Raw genomic sequence first — 25533 nt, 5'->3', positions numbered from 1 at the left:
AAAGCTCATGAAAATATACACACGTAAAGGAGATACAGGTAAAACTGGTGTTTTTGGAGGTAAGCGAGAATATAAAAACTCTGCAAGAATAGAATGTATTGGTACTCTAGATGAGGTAAACTCTACCATAGGTTTGTTAAGAGCTAAATTAGGAAATGAGCACCAATGGCAAGCCAATTTACATCGTATACAAAAAGATATGATGGATATGATGTCGCATTTGGCAAGACCATCAGACTCTAAAAAAGAAAATCCAAACCCAAAACCTGTAGACGGTGCTACGTTTTGTGAGGAATGGTTAGATGAGTTGGAGGCAAATATAAGTTCCCCTTCAGATTACTTTATTTTACCAGGAGGGAATGAAATTTCAGCCTTATGTCATGTGTGTAGAACACAAATAAGAAGAGGCGAACGTACATTGGTTACTTTAATGCAGGAAGATCCAGAATGTGTAGAAGAATATATTATGGCATACATTAATAGAATGTCAGATTTATTCTTTACAATGTCTCGTTCAGAAATGGATAAAACAGGAGTTCCCGAAGAAAAATGGCAATTATTCTTATATAAAAAGAAGAAGAAAAAGAGTTAAGTATTTTGCAAACAATACACGGTGTAGCTCTAGGGCCAGGAGATCCAGAGTTACTAACATTAAAAGGATTACGTTTATTAAAGGAAGCAGATGTTATTTTTTACCCAGGCTCATTGCATCAAGGTAAAAAGAAAAGCTTCGTATATCCTTTATTAGCATACCATAATTTAGAAAACAAAGAACTTGTTGGCTTTTATTTAGAAATGTCTGATAATAGAACTTCTGCCAAAGAAGTCTATTCCAATACAGTAAAACAGATAGAGAAAGTATATGCCCAAGGAAAAAAAGTATGTGTAGTTTGCGAAGGCGATATAAGTTTATACGCTTCATTTTCGTATATACTAAACGAATTACAAACCTTAAATTTACCCGTTAATTTAATTCCAGGTATTAATTCGTTTACACTAGGTGCAGCAAAACATCAAGTACCATTAAGCTTATTAAACGATAAAATAGCAATTATTCCTAGAGTAAATACTATGGAAGAAATTAATACCTATTTTAAAAACTTTGATACTTTGGTATTAATGAAAATACGATCTGGATGGCAACATTTTGAAAAAGCACTAATACAGCAAAACTTAACCTGTTATTATTGTGAACGTTTAGGTACAGACCAAGAATTTATAACCACAGACTTACAAGAAGTTTCAAAAAGAGAAATACCATATTTTTCGCTATTAATTATTAAAAAGAATCGTAAAGATGATTAAAGTTGTAGGCTTAGGTCCAGGACATCAAAAATATATAATACCCATGGCTTCATTAGCAGTAGCAGAAGCTACTGTAATTATAGGATACCATTATTACTTTCAATTTATTCAGCATATTATCAATCCTAATGCCGTATGTATAGGTAAAGAATTGAGTGAAGAAGAAAAAAGAGCCGAAATAGCAGTAGAATACGCTTTAAAAGGTGAAAATGTAGTAGTAATAGGCTCTGGAGACGCTAGTATTTATGCCATGGCATCTTTAGTATACCAAAAAGTAGCAGAAGATAAACTGGATGTAGAAGTAGAAACCGTACCAGGAATTTCTGCATTTATTACAGCAGGAAGCAAATTAGGAGCTATTTTAGGACACGATTTTTGCTGTATTTCGTTGTCTGATTTAATGACACCTTGGACAACCATAGAAAAAAGAATTAAAGCCGCAGCAATAGGCGATTTTGTTACCGGTTTATATAACCCAAGAAGTAAAAAACGCTATTGGCAATTAAAAGCATTAAAAGATATTTATTTACAACATAGAGCAGCCAATACACCAGTAGCTATATGTAAACAATTAGGGAGAGAAGAAGAGCAAATAACCATAATAACATTAGGCGATTTAAATGTAGAAGATGTAGATATGTTTAGTGTAGTAATGATTGGAAACAGTCAAACATTTAAATATAAAAAAAACTTAATAACACCAAGAGGTTATTTAGACAGAAAACCTGTAACAGGACAAGAAATACAAGTAGCCAGTTTTAAGGAAATAACAAATAATTTACCTCCAAACAATTTAGATAAAGATCATTTATGGGCAGCAATACGTTGCATACATACATCGGGAGATTTCGAATATATTAAGTATTTAGAAACCTCAAAAAATGCCATATTAAAATGGCATGATTATTTAAAAAAAGGAGGAACCATTGTTACAGACGTTACCATGGTACAAGCAGGAATTACAAAAGCATTTACAGGTAAGTATAATAATCAAATAGTATGTTTATTAAACGATCCAGAAGCCTTAGAAATAGCAACAAAAGAAGGATTAACACGATCTCAAGTAGGAATAAAGTTGGCAGCAAAAAAACATCCAGAAGCCTTATTTGTAGTAGGCAATGCACCAACAGCTTTGATAGAAATTGTAGATCAAATTCATGAAGGTACATTACAACCAACTGGTGTTATTGGCGCACCTGTTGGTTTTATAAATGTTATAGAGTCTAAAGAGCGATTAAAAATGCTTAGCAACACACCATATGCACTTATAAAAGAAAAAAGAGGCGGGAGTAATTTTGCAGCAGCAATAGTTAATGCCGCATTTACATTAGATGAAGTAGAAAAATTAGAATTAACAAATTAATGACACATAGCCAACAACGCTTTTTTTATGAAGAAGAACAACAACTATTAGAAGAAGTACTGTTGCATAGAAGAGATGTTCGTGGTAATCATTTTAAAAAAGAAGCTATACCCAAGGGAGTAATAAATAAAATTATTCAAGCAGGATTAACGGCACCATCTGTAGGTTTTTCGCAGCCATGGGAATTTGTTTTAATTAAAGATGAAGTAACAAAACAAGCTATTAAAGAAACATTTGCTGAAGAAACAGAAAAAGCAGTAAAGCAATTCTCTAATGAAAAGCAAAAAGAATACATAAAATTAAAATTAGAAGGCATAACAGAATCACCATTAAATATGGCGGTTTTTTATAAACCTAAAAACACACCAGTTTTAGGGCAAACAAGTATGCCTAATATGGGTAAGTACAGTGTGGTGTGTGCCATACAAAATATGTGGTTAATGGCAAGATCTCTTAATGTAGGAATGGGTTGGGTAAGTATTTTAGATCCCAATAAAGTTAAGTCTATACTAAATGCCCCAAAAGAAAATGAATTAATAGGCTATTTGTGTTTTGGGTATACAGACATGTTTTATAATAAACCCGAGCTTGAAATCAAGAAATGGGATTATAAAAAGCTACAAGAAGATGTAGTAATACAAGAAAAATACTAAAAATGACTTTTTATGTAATAGGTATAGGTAATAAAGCACCTAAGTTTACCGTAATTCAACAAGAATTAATACGGGAAACCAAGTACTTTAGTGGAGGAAAACGACATTTAACATGGGTTAAACCTTTTTTGCCAAAAGACTTTAAATGGATTCCTATTGCAAGTCCTATGCAATCTGTTTTCGATGCATATGAAAAAATTGAGGTTCCTGTAATTATTTTTGCTTCAGGAAACCCCTTGTTTTATGGTTTTTCGAATACGTTAAAGAATAAATATCCGAAAGCAATAATTTATACAGCACCCTATTTTAGTTCAATACAATTACTTACTAATAAAACAAATACAAATAGTAACGAACTTGTAACCGTTAGTGTACATGGTCGACCATGGAAAGCTTTAGATTCAGCTTTAATTAAACAATTGCCTTTAATAGGCGTTTTAACAGATGGCTTAAAAAACCCTAAAACAATAGCAGAGCGATTATTGCGCTATGGTTGCGATAACTATAAGATAACTATAGGTGAAGATTTAGAAGGAAAAAATGAGCTTATCCAAACAATCTCTTTAAAAGAAGCAGTAACAAAAAAGTACCATACTTTAAACTGTATTTTGCTACATAAAGTAACAGACAGTAAACAACAATTTGGTATAAAAGATACAGACTTTATAGGTCTGGAAGGGCGGCCAAATATGATAACCAAAATGCCTATTAGGTTAACAACCTTACATTTATTAGATGTTTTACAAATAAAAACACTATGGGATATTGGGTTTTGTACAGGATCAATAAGCATAGAAGCAAAGCTTAAAAATCCCGATTTAGAAATAATAGCGTTTGAAAAGCGAGAAGTTTGCGAAACAATTCTATTAAAAAATCAACAACAGTTTGGAGTTCCAGGAATAGAAATGGTTATTGGAGATTTTTTTGAACAAGACATTATAAAATACACAAAACCAGAAGCTGTTTTTATTGGCGGCCATGGAGGACGATTAAAAGAACTATTACAATTATTAGATAACCAAATAGCATTAGGAACACGTATTGTTATTAACGCAGTACAAGAAAAAAGTAAGACCGTTTTTATAGAAAGTTGTAAAAACATGGGATGGTCCATTACACAAGATTTAAATATAAGCTTAGATTTGCATAACCCAATACGGTTATTAAAAGCAGTAAAAAATTAAGAAGTAGATAGTATGGCAGAGCGCGTGTTAAAAGTAGCGATAATTAGTTTTACAGATCAAGGGTTAGAAATAGCTAAAACGTTACAAAATGAATTTTATAGGAGTAAACTATTTACAACACGAATAGTAGAAGAAACTAAAGATCGAAAGAAAATTGATTCTGTAGATGAATTAATGAAACTCTCTTTTCAAAAATATGACGCTTGGTTTTTTGTAGGCGCTTTAGGTATTTGTGTGCGCAGTATAGCAACCTATATTGAAGACAAAAAAACAGATCCAGCAGTAATTAATATAGACGATCAAGGACAATTTGTACAATCTGTACTTAGTGGACATATTGGTAAAGCAAATAACTTAACAAATCAAATTAGTAGAATATTACAAGCACAAGCCGTTATTTCTACCTCTAGTGATTTGCAAAACATATGGAGTTTAGATACGTTAGCAGAACAATATAATTGGAAAACAAAAAAGGATGCTAATTTTAATGAAGCGATTTCACTATTTGTAAATAGAAAGCCAACAGCATTAGTGTTAAAAGTAGCAGATAAAGGCACGGAAATCTTAGAAAAAACAGTTCCAGACTTTGTTACTATTTATTATAAAGTAGAAGATGTAGATACGAGTAAATATGAGTTATTGCTATATGTAGGTTATGAGAATATAGAAGTAAACATAGTTTCTTTAGCCTTTTATGCACCTTGTATAGCATTAGGAAGCGGTTGTGCTAAAGCTATTGAACCTCCATTATTAGAAATGGGGCTTCAGGAAGAATTAATAAAACAAGGCATAGCAATAGAAAGTGTTTACGCTATAGGTTCGGCAGATATTAAAGCTAACGAACAAGCCTATTTAGATTTTGCTTTAAAATATGAAATACCATTTATAACTTATAATGGAGAAGAGTTAAATACTGTAGAAGTAGCAAATCCATCAGAAATTGTAAAAGCTAAAGTTGGTGTTTATGGTGTTTCCGAAGCTTCAGCTGTTTTAATAAGTGGCATTCAAGAATGGTTGGTCGAAAAAACAAAAGTAATAACACTGTCTGGTAAGAAATTCACTTATGCTTTATCGATATCGTCAGGCTATAAACGAAAAGCTATTATAGCTATTGTTGGAGCAGGTTCGGGAGATCCAGAATTATTAACTCTAAAAGGACAAACTATTTTAGAAAAAGCAGATTGTATCTTGTACGCGGGTAGTTTGGTTCCAGAAGCCTTAACCCATATGGCAAAAGAAGGCGCATTGGTTCGTAATTCGGCATCAATGACGTTAGAAGAGCAGATGTCTATTATAGATACATATTATGCACAAGGAAAAAGTATAGTACGTTTACACTCTGGAGATCCATCAATTTATGGAGCTATACAAGAGCAAATGACAATTTTCGATGCAAAAGGATACGATTATTATATTGTACCAGGAATTTCATCGTTTCAAGCAGCAGCAGCCTATTTAAAATCGGAATTTACAATTCCAGAAGTAGCACAAACTATTATTTTAACAAGAGGCGAAGGAAATACACCAACACCTAAGCACGAGAATATAGCAGATATGGCAAAATTAAGAGCCACAATGTGTATTTTCTTGAGTGCAGGAATTGCTAAAAAAACGCAAGCAGAATTATTAGAACATTATCCAGAAGATACGCCTTTGGCAGTTTTATATCGAGTAAGTTGGGAAGACGAACAGGTTTGGACAGGTACTTTAAAAGAATTAACCTCCATTATTAAAGAAAATAAATTAACACGTACCGTGTTAATTGTAGTTGGAGAAGCTGTTGGAGCTCGTAAAAATAGATCGTGGTTATACGATGATAAATGGCAACATATTTTTAGAAAAAAAAGCAAGGGGTTTAAACCCCTTGGAAAAAAACAGTAAAATGATTTTAGTTTTTGGAGGAACAACAGAAGGCAAACAAGTAGCGTCAATTTTAGACGATTTACAGTTGCCATATTATTATTCTACAAAAACTAAGATTGATTTTAATGGTATGGGAAAGCCTATATCTGGAGCAATGGATGTTCTAGATATTGAGCGTTTCTGTATAGAAAATAAAGTGAGCCATATTATAAACGCGTCGCATCCTTTTGCAGAAGAACTTCATAAAACTATTGCAAATAATAGTTTGAGTATTCCATTAATTAGATTCGAACGATTTTTTCCTGAAAAGACAAATCATGAACTTGTACATTATGTAGATGGTTTTAAGGAAGCTATTCAGCTTTTAAAAAACAATAAGTATAAAAAATTATTAGCCTTATCTGGAGTACAAACCATTCAAAAACTCACTAGTTTTTGGAAACAAAATAAAACGTGGTTTCGTATTTTAGACAGAGAAAGCTCTAGAGCTATAGCTCAAAAATCAGGTTTTCCTAGTGAGAACTTATTATTTGGTTACCCTCAATCTAGTCATGAAGAAGTTTTATTATATAAGGAGCTAAATCCAGATGTTATTTTAACAAAAGAAAGTGGCACAAATGGAAAATTAGAACAAAAAATAACAGCAGCAATAACAACAAATACATCAATTGTAATTATTAATAAGCCATTGCTATCAAAAAAGTATATTTGTGTAAACAATGAAACGCAATTAATAACTATTTTGAAAGAAGCTATCCTTGAGTGAATTACAAGACATACCAGATAAACCATTACGTAGAGGATATACAACAGGTGCTTGTGCAACAGCCTGTGTAAAAGGAGCGTTGTTAGGTTTAGTTACTCAAGAGATTAACAAGGAAGTAGCAGTAACATTGCCTATTGGAGAAACCGTAAATTTTCAATTAAAAGATTTTTTTATAAGTGAAAACCAATGTACTTGTACTACAATTAAAGATGCTGGAGACGATCCAGATGTAACACACTTAGCCGAAATAACAGCTACAGTAGTATTAAATAATACAAAAGAAATTATTTTTAAAAGAGGAGAAGGCGTCGGTTTAGTAACACTTCCAGGATTAGAAATAGCAGTTGGAGAACCCGCTATAAATCCAGTGCCAAGAAAAATGATGGCAACAGTGTGTAAAAAGATTTTATCAGATTATAACTTAGAAACACATGGAGTAACCATTATAATTTCGGTAAAAGAAGGTGAACGTATAGCAAAAAAAACACTAAATAGTAGATTAGGTATTTTATATGGGATTTCAATATTAGGAACCTCAGGTATAGTAACCCCTTTTTCGGCAGCATCGTATATAGCAAGTATAAAACAAGGTATTGATGTAGCTATAGCAAATAAAACAACAACATTACTAATTAATTCGGGAGCTAGAAGCGAAAAAATAATACGAAAACTATTTCCTAATACACCAGAAACAGCATGTATACATTATGGAAATTGGATTCAAGAAACTTTTGAGAAAATAAATAGTATTCCAGAAATAACAGAAGTTAATATGGGTATTATGCTAGGTAAAGCAGCAAAGTTAGCAAAAGGAGATATGAATACACATAGCGGAAAAACAACTTGGGACAAACATTTTATATCAGAATTAGCTAAAGAAGCAGGTTATTCTAACAAAATAACCGAGAGTATTTTAACGCTAAATATGGCAGGCCGCTTACGAGAAATATTTATTTTTGCACAACAAGAAAAATTCTATCAATTATTATTACAAAAATGCTATTCCCACTGTAAAAAAATAGCCCCCAATATTAGCTTAAACCTATTTTTAATTAATAATAACGGCGAACATATTAAATATACATTATGAACTTAATGAATTTAACCAGACCACTAATTGCTGGTATATTACATTCTTTTGAAGCAGACCATATGTCTGCAGTTTCCGTATTAGCAGCAGAAAATGCAATACAAAAAAAGAAAGTAACTTTTAAAACAGTATTTACAGCATCGCAATGGGCATTGGGGCATTCTGTAACATTGTTATTATTTGGAGGTATCGCATTATTTTTTAGATCGGCTTTATTAGCATTTATAGAAAATATTTCATTTTGGGCAGAAGCCAGTGTTGGTCCAATTATGGTTTGGTTGGGCGTAGTTGCCATAAGAAGAAATCATAAAATAAATGATATGATGGCAGACCATAAAAAGATAGAGGAGCATGAGCATGCAGCAAGTAACCCGATACATTTACATGGCAAAAGGGGTGAAGAAATAGCAATGAACCCCATAAATAAATCTTTTTGGATTGGTATGTTACATGGCTTAGCAGGAACAGGAGGCGCTTTAACTTCAGCATTAATTATAAGTGCAAGTACCATTTCAGAAGCTGTTTTAATATTAATTATAGAATCTATAGGAATTATTTTATCTATGGCTATTTACAGCTATGTTTTAATACATACCATGAGCCGTTTTATAGAACGTAATATGTCTATTTTTAAATGGATGAATGGTATTGTTGGCGTAATATCTATTGTAGTAGGTCTGTTATTATTACAAAGCGTAGTTTTCGAATAATTAAATAGCGTTTAAAATCATGCTTATGAAATCTAAATACAACTTTCCGTTTTCAGCCATCATTGGTCAAGACGATTTTAAACTATGTTTACAATTAATGTTAATAGACCCAAGTATTGGTGGAGTTTTAGCAACAGGAGATAAAGGCACAGGGAAAACAACAGCAGTAAGAGCACTTAGTCAATTAATGGGAGAAGATTTTCCTTTTATAAATTTACCAATAGGAGCAACAGAAGATAGGGTTTTAGGAAGTGTTAATTTAGAAGCACTAATTAATCAAAAGAAAACCATTGTAGACAAAGGTTTATTAGCCAAAGCGCATCAAGGTTTTTTGTATATAGATGAGGTTAATTTATTAAATGATTATTTAATGGATGTGTTACTAGATGCAGCTTCCTCTGGAGGATATCATCTAGAGCGAGAAGGTATTTCTCAATGGTTAGATAGTCGTTTCTGTTTGGTAGGAACTATGAATCCTGAAGAAGGCGAATTAAGACCTCAATTAATAGATCGATTTGGATTAAGTGTTAATATTATAACTCCAAAAGATATAAAGATCCGTAAACAAATTGCTTTACAACGTTTAACTTTTGATTCTAACCCTGAAGCTTTTTATAAAGCATATAATACCACAGAAGCAGCTATAAAAAGTAATATAATACAAGCTAGAAAAGCATTAAATACCATTGAAATACCTGAAAATATTCAAGAGCAAGCAGCGCAACTTACATTAAACAATAATGTTGAAGGTATGCGTGCAGATATTTTACTATTAAAAACAGTAAGAGCTTATGCAGCGTATCTAGGTGAAACAAAAATTACTTTGGATATGTTACACAAAATAGAGCCTTTTGTATTGCAACATAGAAGTAAAGACTATACACCACCCAACAATACTAAGAATGAAGACGATAATTCTCATTCTAATACAGAAAGAGAAGAAAAGAAAGAGCAAGAAAGTAAAGCAGGAGCATCGCAAAGTTATTTTCAATTGCCAGAGTCGATAAACAAAACCTTGCATTTTTCAATAGAAGGAAACAGTAAAAAAAAAGACGTTAAATTAGAAAACTTAGAAGCTCTACAAAGTGTTCCTTTTACAAGTGACAAGCAAGAATCAATAGCACTTGTAAAAACAATAAAACACTATGTTTTAAATCAGAATTTTAAACCCATTTATCAAAATAAAATAAAAAAAGCAGTTGCAAGAATTGTTTTTTTAGTTGATACTAGTGCTTCTATGGCTTTGGATAAACAATTGGGGTATATAAAAGGTGTTATTCAAAAAACAATAGAAAAACATCCTATGCAAAAAGTACAATATGCGATTGTAGGTTTAGAAAATAAATCAGCAAAGATTGTACAACACTTTACCAGCAATACATCTATAATAACCGATGAGAATTATAAACTTTCGGCAGGAGGTAAAACAAACTTAGGAAGTGCATTTTTTAAAGTATTCGAATTGCTAAAATCAATCCCCAAAAAAACAGTGCAATTATTTGTTCTTACAGACGGGAAAGCAAATGCAGGAACAGATAATCCGCTTGAATATGCAATAAACACTTATAAAACATATTTATCTAAACTATCAAACACCACAATTATAGATACAGAAAATAGTTTTGTGAAATTGAAAAAAGCTGAGCAATTAGCGCAAAGATTACAAGTGCGTTATATACCACTTTCATCCTTATAAGCTATGCAAACTTCTAAAGCCTTTTTAATAGCTGCACCTTGGAGTAATTCTGGTAAAACAACTATAACATTGGGTTTAGCTAGATATTTTAGTAATCAAGGGTTTGCTACGCAACCTTTTAAATGCGGGCCAGATTATATAGATACCATACATCATACCACAGCAGCAAGAACATCAAGTATCAATTTAGATACCGTTATGATGCCAGATGCGCATTTACATGATGTTTTTACTAAGCATAGTAAAAAAGCAGACATTAACATTGTAGAAGGCGTTATGGGCCTTTTTGATGGCTCTGTAAAAGATAAAGGAAGCTCAGCAGAAATAGCTAAAAAGCTAAACATACCTGTCATTTTAGTAGTCAATGCCAAAGCTATGGCGTATACCGTAGCTCCCATTTTACACGGCTTAAAAACATTCGATCCCGAAGTACAAATTGCAGGTGTTATTTTCAATTTTGTAAAAACCGAATCTCATTACGCTTTTTTAAAAGAAGCCTGTGAAACCGTAGGATTAAAATCTTTAGGATATATACCTCCTAATGAAGATATAGCTATTCCATCAAGGCATTTAGGATTACATATAGATGATTCTTTTGAGTCCTTAATAGAAAATGCTGCCAGTCATATTAGTAAACATATTGATTTAAAAGAGTTATTGAGTTGCGCTAAATCCATTAACTTAGATGACGACAAGGGGATTAATTCCCTTGAAAAAGAGTTGACGAAGAGTGGTAATTCCCATGGAGTAGTTAAAAAAATCGCAGTAGCAAAAGACGAAGCGTTCACTTTTACTTACGTAGAAAACCTAAACTATTTAAAAGAATTAGGAGAAGTTACCTTTTTTAGTCCTATTCATGATAAAGAACTACCAGAAGCAGATATTATATATTTAGCAGGGGGTTATCCAGAGTTATATTTAGAAAAGCTATCCGCAAACATAATTATGAAAGCTGCAATTAAAAAAGCGGCAAATGCTGGAATAAAAATTTTAGCAGAATGTGGAGGAATGATGTATTTGGGAAAAAGCATTTTTACGGCTGAAGGTATTGAATATCCGATGGCAAATGTTTTTGATTTTAGCACAACAATGGAACATAAAAAACTACGATTAGGCTATCGTAGAGTCGTGTTTAAAGATGATGAATTATGGGGACATGAATTTCATTATTCAAAAATAATAAATGACACAAAGGAGATTTCCAAAGCTGAAGTTTTTACAGCTAGAAATAAAGAAATAGACACCAAATTATACCAATACAAAAATGTATTAGCAAGTTACATTCATTTGTATTGGGGAGCAGGTAATTTTAAATGGTTGTCTAATGATGTTGTTACCAATCTTGCTAAGATTGCCAATGGGTTTCAACCCATTGGAACTAGAGAAGAGATCTACTTCGTAACCTTTGCTACCGCGAAATCTAGAATTTCAGATAGAATGGTAAAGTACAACTCCAGAGAATTTATCAAGAATTTGGATGCTTTAACTTTTCAAGGGGAAGATTTAAAAAAAATGTTTAATCTATTTCAAGAAGCTTTTAAAAAGTATGAAATGGAAGTGCTGTGTTTTAATATATTACCAGACCATATTCATGTTATGTTGAAAGCAAAAGATGAAAAAGATTTAAACTTACAAATTCAGAAATTAAAAGGGTTTACTTCGTTTAAGTATCAACGCTATAAGGAATGGGAAAAAGGAGCGCAGCATGTTTGGGTTCAGAAATTCAATAGAAAAAAAATCTCAAAAACTGATGGTTCTATAGATAGAGTAACCCATTATATTAGAAACAATCATTACAAACACCAAGAACGTTGGGGTGAGGAAACTACTCAGTTAATCGAATCCTGCGTTTGCCAATGGGGTTAACCCCATTGAATACTAAACTAACTATGCATTTAATAGCTACAATACCAGGAGGGTGGAATCCCGACGATGATGGTATTTTTTATATAGAACAAGAACCTGGAGATATCGTTTTTTTAAGCGCTGGTGATACCGAAATTCATACAATGAATGAAGCTTATAAAGCGCTTTATAACCAAAAAGATGGTGAGCTACCAAGTTTACGGATGACGAATTTAGTTTATCTTAAACAAGAGTTGACTATAGATAATTATGTAGAAGATGTTCTTGAAAAAGCTAAAGTTATTGTTTGTAGTTTATTGGGGGGAATAAGCTATTATAAATACTTAGTAGAATCTTTAGTAGAATTACAAGAGAAAGTAAATAATACATTAATTTTTATTCCTGCTCACGAGCCAGATTACGAATTGATGAAATTATCATCTGTACCCTTAGAACAAGTACATCATTGTAGACAATATTTACAAGAAGGCGGAAAAGAAAATTCAATTGCCTTATTAAATTATTTACAACATCGTTTTTTTAATATTGAAGTAGAAGTAACAGCTCCTAAAGCAATAGAAGAACTCTTTTTATATACTGTTGAAAAAGGAATAGTAACACAAGAAATACTAGAAAGCGCTTTAAACACGAAACAACCAAATGTTGTTTTGTTGGCATATAGAACGCATTATTTGGCAGGCAATATGGAGCCTTTAAAAGCTTTGAGTAAAGCTTTAATAGAAGAAGGGATGAACCCTATAATTGTTTTTGCGAACAATTTAAGAGATGCTAATGTGTTAGTTAATTTAGAAAATCTCATAACAAATTCTCATAGCCGAGACATTCATGCTATTTTAAATACAACAGGATTCACTATAAAATCTTCCGATGATAGTGATTTTATTTTTGAAAGATTAAAAGTCCCAGTATTACAGGCTATTTTTTCAACAAGTAATAAAACCGTTTGGGAAGAAGGGCTTTTTGGATTACCACCAACAGATATTGCTATGAATATCGCTTTACCAGAAATAGATGGCCGTATTATAGGAAGAGCGGTTTCCTTTAAAAAAGAAGTTGCTAAAGATCCATTAACCGACAGTTCTATTATAAAATACGAAGCACATATTCCAGCATGTGAGTTTATGGTACGCTTAGCTAAAAACTGGATTAACCTTCAGCATAAAAAAAATGAAGATAAAAAAGTAGCAGTAATATTACCAAACTACCCAAATAAGGATAGTCGTTTAGCAAATGGGGTAGGACTAGATACTCCAGAAAGTTGTATTGTTCTATTACACGAATTGCAAAAGCAAGGATACACACTAGGCGAACAATTGCCAGAAAGCGGAACAGCATTAATGCATTGGGTTACGCAAGTAACCACTAATGATGTGAGTACAACCATTACAAGACCTCATGCTATATGTTATGATATTAAGGCTTTTGAAAAACGATTTGCAGTATTATCACCCATATTACAAGAGAAGATAATTACGCAATGGGGAACACCAGATAACGACCCGTATTTTACAGAAAAAGGATTTATAATAGCAGGTTTTTTATTAGGAAATGTTTTTGTGAGTATCCAACCATCAAGAGGATATAATCAAGATCCGCAAGCCATTTATCATTCACCAGATTTACCACCAACATATCAATATTTAGCCTATTATTTCTGGTTGCAAGATACTTATAAAGCCGATGCGGTTATTCATTTAGGAAAGCACGGAAATTTAGAATGGTTGCCAGGAAAAAGTGTATCTCTTGATCCAGAAACTTGTTTTCCCGCAGCATTATTTGATGCTTTACCTCATTTTTATCCATTTATAATTAATGATCCAGGGGAAGGAACACAAGCCAAAAGAAGAAATCAAGCCGTAATTATAGATCACTTAATACCTCCAATGACTAGAGCCGAAAGCTATGGAAGTTTAATGAAGTTGGAACATTTGGTAGACGAGTATTATGAGGCTTCAAACCTTGATCCAAAAAGATCAAAAGTATTAGAAAAGGAAATAGCTAATTTAGTTACAGAAACCAAGTTAAATGTAGATTTAGGTATAGTTTCTAATGATTTAGATGAACTATTAGTGAAGTTAGATGGTTATTTGTGTGAATTGAAAGAAGCACAAATAAGAGACGGACTCCATATTTTTGGAAAAGCACCAATTAACGAACAATTAATAGATTTGCTAATAGCTTTACATAGAGTGCCAACTTATCAGCAACAAGGCATTACACAAGCCTTGGCAGAAGATTTTGGTATTACTAAAAATATTTTATCTCTAGAATATTCAGATAAGTTAGAAGCTACTATAAACACTGTAGTTTGTAAAACTGTAGGTCAAGTTGTAGAACAGTTAGAATTATTAGCAAAAGAGTTACTCATAACATATTTAGATACAGAAGTATTAAATAATGAATATGCTAAAACGAATGCCATTTTAAAGATTTTAAAAGCAAAAACGTTAGTAGCTGTAAATAATACTACAGAAGAAATTACCAATTTAATAGCAGGATTAAATGGTGCATATGTGCCATCTGGACCTTCGGGAGCACCAACTCGTGGACGTTTAGATTTATTACCTACAGGAAGGAATTTTTATTCGGTAGATGTACGAACCATTCCTACCGAAACAGCATTTAAATTAGGAGAAAAAAGTGCGCAGTTAATTATAGATAGATATCTGCAAGAGCATGGTGAGTACCCAGAAACGATTGGTATTTCCGTTTGGGGAACATCAACGATGCGAACAGGAGGCGATGATATTGCTCAAGCTTTTGCATTAATGGGAGTAAAGCCTATATGGAGAAATGCAAATCGTAGAGTGAGTGATTTTGAAGTTATTCCTTTGGTGAAATTAGGAAGACCAAGAATAGACGTTACATTACGTATTTCAGGTTTTTTTAGAGATGCTTTTCCAGATGTTATTAATTTATTTAATGCAGCAGTTACGCGAGTAGCCCAGTTAGAAGAACCCGAAGAAGATAACCCTATTCGTAAAAGATATTTAGAAGAAAGTACCCATTGGCAATCTCAAGGATTAGATAAAGCAGAAGCTAATAACCGCTCTTTATATAGAGTTTTTGGGTCTAAGCCCGGAGCATATGGAGCAGGTTTACAAGCCGTAATTGATGAGAAAAATTGGGAAACTCAAGACGATTTAGCTAAAGTGTATATTAATTGGAGTGGTTATGCTTATGGAAATGCTAAAAAAGGTGTGTCTGCACACGAATCGTTTCAGCACCGTTTGCAAGCTATGCAAATAGTTATGCAAAATCAAGATAATAGAGAGCATGATATTTTAGATAGTGACGATTATTATCAGTTTCAAGGTGGTTTAGCTAATGCTGTAAAAACGGTAAAAGGGAGTGAAGCCGATATTTATTTTGGAGACCATTCGCGTCCAGAAAACCCGAAGGTAAAAAGCCTAAAAGAAGAACTGTTAAAAGTATATCGATCCCGAGTTATTAATCCGAAATGGATAGCAGGCGTGCAACGTCATGGTTATAAAGGCGCATTTGAAATGGCCGCTACCTTAGATTATTTATTTGCTTATGATGCTACTACGAATTTAATTGATGATTTTATGTACGAAGGTGTTACAGAAAGTTATTTATTAAATCCAGAAAATAAAGCCTTTATAAAGCAAAATAATCCTTGGGCATTAAAAGATATGAGTGAGCGATTATTAGAAGCTATTCAACGTGGTATGTGGCAAAATCCTTCAGATGAGATAAAGCAACAGTTAGAAGATTTATACATGGAAGGGGAAAGTATAGTGGAATAAAAGTTTTTGAAGATTAAATCCCTAATATTTTCTTAATCTTAGAGCCTAGAGTGTTCTTTTTAGCACCAGGTTTTTCATCTTCTTCAAACAAAATACCTTTTACGTTTAAGTGATGACCTACCTGCTCTTTTCCTAGGTCTTCTTCGAAACCAACAACTTGTTTTCGGTATTTACATAGTTGACAATTCATATTAGCTATGCCATTTTTTGCTTCATCTAAACGCTCATCAAAAGCTTTTAGAATAAGTTCGTCTGCACCAAAAGGATCTGTATAAATATACTCAAGATTGGATGCCGCATTCATTTCGGATACATGCTTATAAATGCGTTCTAACAAAACACCTGTAAAAAAGAAAAATGGAATAACGATAGTGCGTTTAAACCCTAGTTTATTAACCATGTTTAAGCCTTCGTCAATTTTAGGATATGCAGTGCCACTGTAAGCGGTTGTTGCAAAGCCAAAGCCCATACCATCCCAAAGCATACTAGTTAGTTTAGCAACATCACTATTAGCATCTGGATCTGTGGTGCCTCTACCAACAACAACTAAACACGTATCTTTTCTGTCTATTTTCGGGAATTTATTTTCGGTTTCTTCGATACGTTTTACAGCCAAGTCTAGTAAAAAAGAACTCACACCAATATGTTTTCCCATAGAAATGGTTAAATCATCATGATAGCCTTGAAGCGTATTTAATTCAAAAGGAATATCATTTTTGGCATGCGAACCAGCAAAAAGAATAACAGGAAGCGCATATATTTTACGCACTCCATTTAAGTACATACGCTCAACAGCAGCTTCATAAGTTGGGTGATTGAATTCTAAAAAGCCATAATCAACTTCATATTTATCTTCATAACGTTCTCGTAATACACGAACTAATTCTTTAAACGAATTAACTCCAGCTTGTCTTCTAGTACCATGGCCGCAAAGTAATATGCCTTCTTTCATTGTAATTTAATTAAAGGTTTAATTCCAAGAATAAAAATACTACGCAATTAATTTTAAAGGATCTGGGTGTTGATATTTATAATTTAGGAGTGTTTTACTTTTAGTATTACAAACCTTTTTAAATAGTATGTTTTCTTGTTTTAAAAAAGTAGGAGGTGTTAGTCCAATTTTTTCTGCTGCTAAGGTATAAAAATCTTCTCTTAAAGGGTGTTCATCTGTGCTTCCATTAATAACTTCTCCCCAACAATTTTGTTTAATAATAGCATTAATTAGTCCAATGCAATCGTCTCTATGTATTACATTAATAGGTGCTTTTCCATTAGCTATATTGGTTTTATTTGCTAAAAATCGACCAGGTAACCTATCATACCCAATTAAACCAGAGAAACGTAAAATTGTTAAGCGTTCTTTTAAAGTATCTCTTAATAACTTTTCTACGGCATATACCGCTTCTCCAGATTTTTTTTCTGGTGCAACGACCATATCTTCTTTTACCCAATTATTATTGTTTTGGTAAACCGAGGTAGAACTAATAAAAAGTACGTTTTGTTTAGGATTTAAATAGGGAAGAATAGCGCTAACTTGATTTACGTAAACCGTCTCTATATTAGGTATTCTTTTAGGCGGGAAGTTGATAATTATAATATCGCTAGAGTTTAAGAAATCTGGAATAACTTCATCTTTATCGGGATTACCTAAAGTAAATACGTATGGAGTTAAACCTTGTTTTTTTAACTCTGCTGTTTTGTTGCTAGAGGTTGTCGAACTTTTAACGGTATAACCTTGAGATAGTAGTTTAACAGCTAAAGGTGTGCCTAACCAACCAGAGCCTATAATGCTAATTTGTTTAAGATTCATGAGTGCTGAGGTTACTAATTATTCTCGGATTTTGAAGATCCATTGATAAATAAATTTCTAAAATGTAATTCCAAATGGATGTGTTTTCTTTAGGGATATTTATAGTCAATAAATGTTTTCCTTTTCTGTTTTTTAAACGAATAGCTCCTATTAAAGTAGGATTATTTTTTAACCAAATAACTTCAGAAACACCAAGCTTTCGCTCTAAGATTTCTGGAGCGATTTTTTCTTCCATGGCTTTTGTAATGGCTCCAATGGCTAGTTTGAAATTAATATTATGTCCTTTTATAGTGATGTCGAAATCATCTGTGTAATTAACAGTTAAAGGTATGTCTATAAAGTGTTTTTCACCAGAAAAAATTATTTCAAGATTGTTTTCTGTGTTAAAAAGTTTTTGAAATAGGGGGTAAATATATTGATCTGAAGCAAATGCTCTAGCAACTAAGGCGTCTCCATAATCTGTGTCGGTTTTCTCTTTGAATACAATAGGTTTTACTGTTTTTTCATTTTCAGTATTTAAAACAGTATCTCCTGCTTTGTATAGTAAAAAGTCTTTAATAGGTTCTTGTTTTTCTATATGAGACTTAACAATGGTAACCGCTTTTTCTGGAGTAAGGTTTTTATACCAATAATTACCGGGTTGTACAATCCAAGTTGGAGCATCTTCACAACGACCATTACATCTGGTACGTATAGTGTGTGTGGTATCCCAAAGTTTTTCATTTCTTAAATAGGCTCTAGCTTCTCGAACAGCAAGTTCGCTTTTTGCTTTTTGACATGATCCACCATCACAAAATTCGAAAGTGGTTGTTATTTTAGTGATATCTTTTCCCATAATTTAAAAGAAGTAAGTTAAGCTAAGTTTTGCTAAAAAAGGAGTTCCTGGTGTAAAATGAATATCGTCTACAGGATTTGCTTCTGTTTGTAATTGAGAAGAATCATAAAAAATGGCTTCTCTCCATTTTTGATTAAATACATTTTCTATAGATAAACCTATTTCGTATGAAGGTTTGGTATAATTAATTGCAGCATCTAAAATAAAATAATCTTGAGCAATAACAGACTCATCTTCTATTAAAGGACGTTCTCCTAAATAACGATAACGTAAAGATCCTTTTAATCTGTTTTGTAATTGTAAAGTTGCTCCACCAGTAGAGGAAAATCGAGGAGCGCTAGGAATTTTATTTTCAGCTTTAGGAGTATCCAATAATGTGCCGTAACTATAGTTTAAATCTGTATCTAACCAGAAATAAGAAAAAGGTTGGTATCTAAAAGAAGCTTCACCTCCTATGCGTTTAGAGCGTCCTTTGTTTTCAAATTCAAAACTATCTGCAACGAATACAAATTCAGCATCACTTTCTAAATACCAAGTAGCAAGGTTACCTATTAGATTATTACCAATTTTAAATTCTGTTCCTAAATCGTACCCAATAGCTTTTGGTAATGCATGTACAGTTTTATTTTTTACAGCGGCGTTTGTATAATTAGAATGAAATCCAGAACTGGCTTTGGCGTATAGTTGAAAGTTTTTAGTAAAATCATAGAATAAACTAAGTTTAGGACTCCATCTAAAAGCAGTATTGTCTCCTTTTTGAGGGGTAGGAACAATTTCTGCTAAATTAAAACGAAAATAATCTGCTCTTAAACCAGCTAAAACAGTAAGTCTGGATGTTGCTTGTAAACGTTCTTTTAAATAAAGCGCATAGTTGGTTTCCTTTATTTTAGAATGATTAACAATATCTCTAAATGTTCTGCCAATAGTGTTATTTAATCCTATTTTGTTATTGTTATGCTGCACTTGCCACCCTAAGGTTGTATTACTCTTATTTATTTGAAAAAGTTTTTTGGTAGTTATGCTTCCTTGATAGGCATATATATGACGATTCTCTTCCTGATGAATCATATCTCCATCTATTGGATTGTTTTGGTAGAATGAAAAATTAGAAAATAAATTATAACGATTAGAAACATAATACATTTGATTTTTTAAACGTATGTTTTCTGATATTTTAGTATCTAATTGCGTGTTTATATGTATCCTTTTTGTATCACCTCCTTCTTGGTTATCTATAGCATCAAAACGATTAATAAGTCCTAATTCTACGGCTCTTAAAGGTATTTGCCCAGAAGCATTCCAGTCGCTATGAAATGTAGAGATAGATGTTGATAAAGTACTGGTGTTAGATAAGTCTACATTGTATTTTGTAAAGGTGTTTAATCGTCTTAAATTTTGAGGGCTATTAAAGAAGCTTTTATTATAAGTGCCTTCTATAGCTATGTATGCGCTTTCATTATTTTTAGTTAGAACGTTTTTTTCATTTATAAGAGAAACCATTGCTAAAGCTCTTATAAAATCATATTGCCCATATTCTATTTTTAGAAGGTTACGATGTAACCTGTTTTTTGAGCTAAATTTAGCTGCTCCCGAAACAGCAAAATTACCTAAAGAGCTTTCATGAGGGCCTTTGTAATAATCAGCATCTTTAATTGTTTCTGGTATTAAAAAGTGTAAGTCTGCATATCCTTGTCCGTGAGCATGAGACGATAGATTAGCAGGAATATCGTCTACCATTACAGCGAAGTCGGTTCCGTGGTCATTATCAAAACCACGTAAAAATATTTGTTCAGCTTTTCCTCCTCCAGCATGTTGGGCAATAAATAATCCGGGTATGGTTTTTAATAAATCTTGAGCACTACTTATAGGCATTAATTGTAAGGAAATTTTTGATGTCTTATGCGTTCCTAAAATTTTTTCTGCGGAAGAGCTAATAACTATTTCGGATAATTCGGTAGCTGTTTTTTTTATAGATATGTTTAAGTTTTCTAATTGTTCCTTTACAATAACGGTTTTAGGTTGATAGCCTAAAATTGAAAACTCTAGTTTAGCAGGAATACTTGCTAAGGTAATGCTGTAACTTCCATCATTATTAGTTAAGGTTCCATTGGCAGTAGCTAATAGTTTTATAGCTACATTACTTATACCAATATTAGTATCGGCATCTGTTACTCTACCTTTTAAGGGAGTATTGTTTTGAGCGTGTATGGTTAATGATAGTAATACCACACAAACACTGCAAAAAATCATTTTTTTTAACATTTAAAAAAAGATATTATGCAGGTAAGGAAAGAAAATGTTTTAAAATACAATTTTCTAACTCTTTACCCGAGAGTTAATAAATATTTAGCTTTAAATGGCAGGTCTCCTGACTTAATTCAACAAGCATTAACCTTCCCATAACTTTAGTTACAGTGGTATTTTAAATGCTGTTTTTATAAATTTTACAGTTGCGGGAACAGTTTTGGAGTTTCACCAAATTCCCTTTTAATTTTTAGTGTAATTTAAAAAACCATTAAAAGTGATGCGAATATAGGTTTTTTATTTGACAAGATTTGTAATTTGAAGTTCTCTATTAGAGACTGTATCTTTGTCTAAAACAATTATTTTAAAGCCTAATTCTTGGTAGGTTTTATATAAAAGGAGGTCTAATTTCTTGGCGTCTTCAAAGGATTGGATTCTTTGATTGTCTTGTACATATATAGCTTTCCAAATAGGAAGAAAGAAAACAATGTTATGGTAATGTTTATGGTAATTAAACGTTGCTAACTCCTCATTTATAGCACAGTTTTTTAGTTGTAAATATGCAATATTATCTGCTAAACTTCTGTCTACAAATGTAATCGTGTTGGTTGAGGTGTTAAGTTCTTTAGTGGTTGTATTGTATACTAATTGGGTAAAACCGTTAACATCTTGCCAAGGTGTTTTTGTTCCGTTAATAGCTTGTTGTTGTTTTATAATGCGTCTAGAAACTTCTTCAAAACAAGTAAAACCTTTTTTGCGTAAAGCATTAATTAATGTTGTTTTACCTGTTCCTGGTGCACCAGTTATAATGTATCGTTTCATTTAGAGAAAAAAATAAAAACATAAAGTTATACTAATTACAAAAAGAGCTGTAGTAGCATGATTAATTTTAGCAACACGTTTAAATTCAGAATTTTTTATTATTCTATGGTTAGTACCTATATAAGGTTTGTCTACTAAAACACCATGATAATAATTAGAGCCTCCAAAACGACAGTTTAATATGATAGCTAAAGCAGCTTCTGGGTAGCCAGCATTAGGGCTAGAATGTTTTTTTCCATGTTTAAAAACAAACAGCGTTTTATTTAATTTAAAGTTAATTAATAACATATATAAAGCTGTTAGTCTAGAAGGGATATAATTGAAAACATCATCTAGTTTTGCAGCAAATTTGCCAAAATGATAATAGCGTTCATTTTTGTAACCTATCATAGAATCTAAGGTATTTACCATTTTGTAGAGCATAGCTCCCGGTATGCCTAAAATAGCAAAGAAGAAAAGAGGAGCGATAACACCATCGCTCAAATTTTCTGATAACGTTTCAAACACAGCTGTTTTTATTTCCTGTTCGTTAAGTTGAGATGTATCTCGACCAACAATCCAAGAAAGTCTTGATCGCCCTTGTTTAATGCCTTCTTTTAGAGCTTTAAAAACGGCTTTACCTTCACTAACTAAACTTTTATTAGCAATAGCATAAAATAAAAAAAGCGTTTTAAAAATAATAGTTGCCCATAAGTAAGGTTTTAAAGCTTGTTCTATATAGTAAAAGAACATAAAAGTACTTGTTGTTAAAATAAGAACGAGTATTAAGCCTTTAAAAAATCTTAAATTATTTTTATTTAAAAGTTTTTCTCCATAAGCAATTAAATTTCCAAACAAACGAATAGGGTGTGGTAACCAACGCGGATCTCCTAAAAGCAAATCAATAAAATAAGCTAGAAATAACGGAAGAATACTGGTTAGTTGTTCCATTGTTTTAATGCATTGATTAATAATTTGTTTTGTTTTAAGCTTTGACTTGCGATACGAATATAATGCGGATCTAAAGTTCTAAAATTAGATGCATCTCTTATTAATAATTGATGTTTATGTATAAGGTGTTTTTTTAATTCGGTAGCTTTTGGTTGATTCATACGTATTAAAAAATAACTTGTATTTGATGGAATAACTTCAAAACCATCCAACTCATTTATTTCTTTTTTTAGAATAGCAAGATTTTTAAAACAGGTATTGAAATTAGGAGCTAATGCATCGTAATTTTTAAAAATAAATTCACCCGCATGCAACGCTAAACTATTAACATTCCAAGGCATTTTATGTTGCATTAATTTTGAAATGAAATTGGGATTACTAATAATATAACCTAACCGTAATCCTGGAATACAAAATAGTTTTGTTAGTGATTTTATGAGAACAATATTTGGGTATAAATTTACCAGCGATATACAGGAAATATTAGAGTTTGTAAATTCTGTGTAAGCTTCGTCAATAATAAAATAAGTATTAGGGAAACTCTTAGCAAGTTGCTCTATGTCTTCGATACTGTTTTCAAAACCATCAGGGTTATTAGGGTTGCATATAAATGCTAATGTTGTGTTGAATTGATGTTGTAATATAGAGGCTCTATCTATAAAATGTAACTTTAAATGATTTGCTTTTGAAGCTTGTTCATATTCAGAAAAAGAGGGTGTACATATAGTAACTGAATCGCTATGGAATGTGTTAGTGATAAGGTAGAAAGCTTCTGTAGCTCCATTTGTAACCAATGTAGATTGATTGGGTAAATGATGATGTTTTTCTATAGATTTTGTAAGACTTTCGGCACTAGGTGCTGGATAATTCTCTATGGTATTAAGCTGTTCTTTAAGAAAGCTTACTAATGGTTTTGCAGCTCCTTGATGCCATACATTAGAGCTGAAATTAGCTTTGAAATTAACAGCTTCATATTTGTAAAGGTCGTCTCCGTGTCCGTAATCCATAGGTGTATTTAAACTATTTTTCTAAATGAGATACTGTCATATTTTTTAAAATAGTATCTATGTTTATATGTGTTTTTAAATGTGTTGCCAATTTATTATAATTTTCTTCTTTATAAGCTTGGTAATCTATAGTATTAGAAGTGTGATTAATATTAAAATGTGATAATAAATCGTCAATAATAATAGTGTTATCAAAAAGACCATGAATATAAGTTCCCCAACAGTTTTTTGCTAAGTAACCTTCTTCATGTGCGTTAATTATATTAAGTGGTTGCTGTTTTTCGAAAGTAGTAATTCCCATATGTATTTCATAACCAGTACAATAGGCTTCTTTGTCTTTAAATTGAAAAGCGCATTGCTTTGTTGTTTTTTCGGAAGCTAATGTTGTATGCGTAGGAATAATACCTAAACCAGGAATGGAGTGGATATCATTTTCAACATGATGAGGATCTGAAATAGACTTTCCTAGCATTTGAAATCCGCCACATATCCCAATAACAAAACTGTTGTTTTCATGCGCCTTTAAGATTTCTTGAGCCAGTTGAGATGTTCTTAAAAACTGCATATCTGCAATTGTGTTTTTACTACCTGGGATAATAATAACATCGGCTGTTTTAATATCTTCGGGGTTTCTAGTGTAAAATAAATGTACTCTAGAATCTTTTTCGAGTCTATTAAAATCGGTGAAATTTGAAATGTATGGCAGTAAGATTACTGCAATATTAATTTTATTTTGGGAAGCTATTTTATGTTTATTAGCAAGGCCTAATGAGTCTTCTTCTTCAATATAAATATCTTTAGCAAAAGGAACAATACCTAAAACAGGAACATTAGTGAGTGACTCTAATATTTTTTTCCCGTCTTCAAATAAGGAAATATCACCTCTAAATTTATTTATAATAATTCCTTTTATTAATTTTTTTTCAGTTTCGTCCAGTAAAGCAATGCTTCCATAAACACTTGCAAAAACGCCACCTCTATCAATATCTGCAACTAAATAAACATCGGCATTTACAGCTTGCGCCATGCGCATATTTACAATATCTTGATGTTTTAAATTAAGCTCGCTAATGCTACCTGCACCTTCCAGAACTATAGGGTTATATTTTGATTGTAATTTTTTAAAAGCCTTTTTAGCTTCTTCAAAAAGATGTTGTTTATTATCTCCTAAAAAGTAAGAACGAGCAGTTTGATCTCCAATAGGTTTGCCATGTAAAACGACTTGAGATTTATGCTGTCCAGAAGGTTTTAATAGCACAGGATTCATTTCGGTAGAGCAATCAATTCCAGCAGCTTCGGCTTGAACAGCTTGAGCTCTTCCTATTTCTAAGCCATCTTTAGTAACAAAACTATTTAAAGACATGTTTTGCGCTTTAAATGGAGCTGGATGATATCCTAATTGTTTTAAAACGCGACATATTCCTGTAGTAATAATACTTTTACCAACATCTGAACCTGTGCCTACAAACATAATAGGACGTAATGTTTTTGCCATATCTAATTGAAAATAATTGCTAAAATACAGGAAATAGAGTCTAACTAAAACATCCTAATTCATAAAAATCATACTAATAGGAAACTAATAGGAAACTCTTTTTTTATTTTAATCTCTTCAATTC

The 25533-nt window shown here is 32.1% G+C and carries 20 protein-coding genes and 1 riboswitch; of the genes, 12 read left to right on the top strand and 8 right to left on the bottom strand.

Annotated features, from left to right (window positions below; translation table 11 throughout):
• The first annotated feature begins 7 nt into the window (after positions 1-7).
• From A8C32_RS18320 to cobN, 12 genes are read left to right on the top strand one after another with little or no spacing between them, the layout of a single operon-like run.
• Positions 8-592 carry a cob(I)yrinic acid a,c-diamide adenosyltransferase gene (locus tag A8C32_RS18320; RefSeq protein WP_069831833.1) on the top strand — a complete coding sequence of 195 codons (585 nt, stop codon included), beginning with the start codon at positions 8-10 and terminating at the stop codon, positions 590-592.
• 5 nt (positions 593-597) lie between these two features.
• Positions 598-1305 carry a precorrin-2 C(20)-methyltransferase gene (gene cobI, locus A8C32_RS18315; RefSeq protein ID WP_165605865.1) on the top strand — a complete coding sequence of 236 codons (708 nt, stop codon included), beginning with the start codon at positions 598-600 and terminating at the stop codon, positions 1303-1305.
• The gene (cobJ, locus tag A8C32_RS18310; protein WP_069831831.1) at positions 1298-2668 is read left to right on the top strand and encodes a precorrin-3B C(17)-methyltransferase; all 1371 of its coding nucleotides are present in this window, start codon (positions 1298-1300) and stop codon (positions 2666-2668) included. The genes cobI and cobJ overlap by 8 nt, the downstream gene beginning before the upstream one ends.
• Positions 2668-3321 (top strand): 5,6-dimethylbenzimidazole synthase, encoded by a 654-nt coding sequence (gene bluB / locus A8C32_RS18305; protein WP_069831830.1) that lies wholly within the window; start codon positions 2668-2670, stop codon positions 3319-3321. The genes cobJ and bluB overlap by 1 nt, the downstream gene beginning before the upstream one ends.
• Positions 3322-3323: 2 nt before the next feature.
• Complete coding sequence (locus A8C32_RS18300; protein ID WP_069831829.1) at positions 3324-4505, top strand: bifunctional cobalt-precorrin-7 (C(5))-methyltransferase/cobalt-precorrin-6B (C(15))-methyltransferase; 1182 nt, start codon at positions 3324-3326, stop codon at positions 4503-4505.
• Positions 4506-4517: 12 nt separating this feature from the next.
• Positions 4518-6386, top strand: a complete 1869-nt coding sequence (cobM, locus tag A8C32_RS18295) for a precorrin-4 C(11)-methyltransferase (protein WP_069831828.1) — start codon at positions 4518-4520, stop codon at positions 6384-6386.
• A gap of 1 nt (position 6387) precedes the next feature.
• Positions 6388-7134: a precorrin-6A/cobalt-precorrin-6A reductase gene (locus A8C32_RS18290; protein WP_069832098.1), complete on the top strand. Its 747-nt coding sequence runs from the start codon at positions 6388-6390 to the stop codon at positions 7132-7134.
• A complete protein-coding gene (locus tag A8C32_RS18285; RefSeq protein WP_069831827.1) occupies positions 7127-8224 on the top strand; it encodes a cobalt-precorrin-5B (C(1))-methyltransferase in 1098 nt (365 codons plus the stop codon). The genes A8C32_RS18290 and A8C32_RS18285 overlap by 8 nt, the downstream gene beginning before the upstream one ends.
• Positions 8221-8934 (top strand): hypothetical protein, encoded by a 714-nt coding sequence (locus A8C32_RS18280; RefSeq protein WP_069831826.1) that lies wholly within the window; start codon positions 8221-8223, stop codon positions 8932-8934. The genes A8C32_RS18285 and A8C32_RS18280 overlap by 4 nt, the downstream gene beginning before the upstream one ends.
• Before the next feature lie 25 nt (positions 8935-8959).
• Positions 8960-10630, top strand: a complete 1671-nt coding sequence (locus A8C32_RS18275; RefSeq protein ID WP_069831825.1) for an AAA family ATPase — start codon at positions 8960-8962, stop codon at positions 10628-10630.
• 3 nt (positions 10631-10633) lie between these two features.
• Complete coding sequence (locus A8C32_RS18270) at positions 10634-12496, top strand: cobyrinic acid a,c-diamide synthase CobB (RefSeq protein WP_069831824.1); 1863 nt, start codon at positions 10634-10636, stop codon at positions 12494-12496.
• 5 nt (positions 12497-12501) lie between these two features.
• The gene (gene cobN / locus A8C32_RS18265) at positions 12502-16266 is read left to right on the top strand and encodes a cobaltochelatase subunit CobN (RefSeq protein ID WP_240491780.1); all 3765 of its coding nucleotides are present in this window, start codon (positions 12502-12504) and stop codon (positions 16264-16266) included.
• A gap of 13 nt (positions 16267-16279) precedes the next feature.
• Here the strand turns inward: cobN and A8C32_RS18260 are convergent, their stop codons facing one another.
• From A8C32_RS18260 to A8C32_RS18225, 8 genes are all read right to left on the bottom strand, one after another.
• The gene (locus tag A8C32_RS18260) at positions 16280-17218 is read right to left on the bottom strand and encodes a sirohydrochlorin chelatase (RefSeq protein ID WP_069831823.1); all 939 of its coding nucleotides are present in this window, start codon (positions 17216-17218) and stop codon (positions 16280-16282) included.
• Positions 17219-17257: 39 nt separating this feature from the next.
• Positions 17258-18076 (bottom strand): NAD(P)-binding domain-containing protein, encoded by an 819-nt coding sequence (locus A8C32_RS18255; protein WP_069831822.1) that lies wholly within the window; start codon positions 18074-18076, stop codon positions 17258-17260.
• On the bottom strand, positions 18066-18911 hold the full coding sequence (locus tag A8C32_RS18250; protein WP_069831821.1) for a (2Fe-2S) ferredoxin domain-containing protein: 846 nt from the start codon (positions 18909-18911) through the stop codon (positions 18066-18068). The genes A8C32_RS18255 and A8C32_RS18250 overlap by 11 nt, the downstream gene beginning before the upstream one ends.
• Before the next feature lie 3 nt (positions 18912-18914).
• Positions 18915-21161 carry a TonB-dependent receptor gene (locus tag A8C32_RS18245; RefSeq protein WP_165605864.1) on the bottom strand — a complete coding sequence of 749 codons (2247 nt, stop codon included), beginning with the start codon at positions 21159-21161 and terminating at the stop codon, positions 18915-18917.
• A gap of 91 nt (positions 21162-21252) precedes the next feature.
• A riboswitch (cobalamin riboswitch) is annotated at positions 21253-21443 on the bottom strand.
• 9 nt (positions 21444-21452) lie between these two features.
• The gene (locus tag A8C32_RS18240) at positions 21453-21977 is read right to left on the bottom strand and encodes an AAA family ATPase (protein WP_069831819.1); all 525 of its coding nucleotides are present in this window, start codon (positions 21975-21977) and stop codon (positions 21453-21455) included.
• Positions 21978-22907 (bottom strand): adenosylcobinamide-phosphate synthase CbiB, encoded by a 930-nt coding sequence (gene cbiB / locus A8C32_RS18235; RefSeq protein ID WP_069831818.1) that lies wholly within the window; start codon positions 22905-22907, stop codon positions 21978-21980.
• A complete protein-coding gene (locus tag A8C32_RS18230) occupies positions 22895-23914 on the bottom strand; it encodes a pyridoxal phosphate-dependent aminotransferase (protein ID WP_069831817.1) in 1020 nt (339 codons plus the stop codon). The genes cbiB and A8C32_RS18230 overlap by 13 nt, the downstream gene beginning before the upstream one ends.
• Positions 23915-23927: 13 nt before the next feature.
• Positions 23928-25409 carry a cobyric acid synthase gene (locus A8C32_RS18225; RefSeq protein ID WP_069831816.1) on the bottom strand — a complete coding sequence of 494 codons (1482 nt, stop codon included), beginning with the start codon at positions 25407-25409 and terminating at the stop codon, positions 23928-23930.
• Positions 25410-25533 lie beyond the last annotated feature (124 nt).

It is taken from the genome of Flavivirga aquatica (genome assembly GCF_001747085.1).
GTDB classification, from domain to species: domain Bacteria; phylum Bacteroidota; class Bacteroidia; order Flavobacteriales; family Flavobacteriaceae; genus Algibacter_C; species Algibacter_C aquatica.
Note: the sequence above shows the minus strand (reverse complement) of the source record. Positions and strands in the feature narration are given on the sequence as shown.